Annotated in this window: 1 protein-coding gene; it reads left to right on the top strand. The window is 40.9% G+C overall.

The window, feature by feature from the left end:
* The first annotated feature begins 211 nt into the window (after window positions 1–211).
* Window positions 212–1,426: an ISAs1 family transposase gene (locus tag QUA88_RS29395; RefSeq protein ID WP_333058664.1), complete on the top strand. Its 1,215-nt coding sequence runs from the start codon at window positions 212–214 to the stop codon at window positions 1,424–1,426.
* Window positions 1,427–1,522: the final 96 nt, after the last annotated feature.

The following is a 1,522-nucleotide window of genomic DNA, read 5'->3' as shown; positions in this document are numbered from 1 at the left end:
CGCTTTTCTTCGTTCTTTTAGTGATGATCTTCGTTTCTTTGCTACTGTCAAGTATTCTTTTCTGGCTAGGTTTCGATCAGGGTAAGCTCATCTAATTTGGTATAAATTGTACTTGACAAAACAAACAAAATACACAGGTAGCCCGCTCGTCATTAACGGTTCTATAATGCCTCAAAAGCTAAGTCATCAAGGTAAGGAAAAGTTTATGGGCATGAGTAAAGGATTCGCTCCTTCCAAGCCAACGGCAAAATCCCAAGAGTTCAACAAGCCAAAACCCATCTCTATGGAAGATTTACAAGCTGGCTTTTCAAATTATTTTGATGACGTACCAGATCCAAGAGTGGAGCGAACCAAACACCACTTACTCAAAGATATTCTCGTCATTGCCTTATTAGCTGTGATAGCCGGAGCGGATGGGTGGGAAGACATGGAAAATTATGGAATCAGTAAGTTTACCTGGTTACAAAAGTTTTTAAAGTTACCCAATGGCATCCCAAGTGACGATACATTCCGTCGGGTCTTTGAAAAGCTAGAGCCAAAAATTTTAGAGCAAAAATTAGCTCAGTGGATGAAACAATTAATCGGGTCAGTTGCTCAAGAAGTGATCCCGATTGATGGCAAAAGTCTGAGAGGGTCTTATGACCGACAAAAAGGGGTAAAAAACTTACATTTAGTGACGGCATGGGCGAGTGAACATCGGTTAGTTTTGGGACAAGTCAAAGTTGAAGACCATTCAAATGAAATCACAGCGCTCCCGGCATTGTTGGAATTAATTGACATCACCGGAGCCATTATTACGATTGATGCGATGGGGACACAAACCGAGATTCTTCGGTTGATTCGTCAGAAAAAAGCCGATTATGTAGTCACCTTAAAAAGTAATCATCCAACTCTTTATAATCAAGTTAAAACCTGGTTTGATATGGCGAAATCTCAACAGTTTGAGGGAATTGAAGTGAGTCAGGATTCCCGCACAGAAAAGGGACATCATCGCGTCGAAATTAGAAAAGTTTGGGCGGTGCCAGTGGCGGCATTAGGAGGACTTTATAAACAAGAACAATGGACTGACATTCAGACTATTGTTTGTGTAGAACGAGTCCGTCATCTTTGGAACAAAACGACTCAAGAGGTACAGTTTTACCTAAGTTCTTTACCAGTGGATGCTCAGCTTAATGGTCGTGTAATTCGTCAACATTGGGGGATTGAAAACCAAGTTCATTGGACTTTAGATGTCACTTTTAATGAAGACCAATGTCGCATTCTGTCGTTAAACAGCCCTCAAAACTTGGCTCTTCTAAGACGAATGGCACTTAATGCCATCAATCAAGAAACGACTCTCCGACGTAGTTTGCGACAAAAAAAGAAACGAGCGGCGATGAATGATGACTATATGATGCAGATTCTCAAGTGCTTGTGTCAAGCCTGATTAAGATGCTCTTACCCTGAGGTTTCGATAAGTTCTTGGTTTTTTTTTACGGGTGACTGAATTTGAGTGTGCAAAGCATCTATGATTGTTTCGGTT

The sequence above is a fragment of the Microcoleus sp. D3_18_C2 genome (assembly GCF_036702395.1).
Taxonomy (GTDB): domain Bacteria; phylum Cyanobacteriota; class Cyanobacteriia; order Cyanobacteriales; family Microcoleaceae; genus Microcoleus.
Note: the sequence above shows the minus strand (reverse complement) of the source record. Positions and strands in the feature narration are given on the sequence as shown.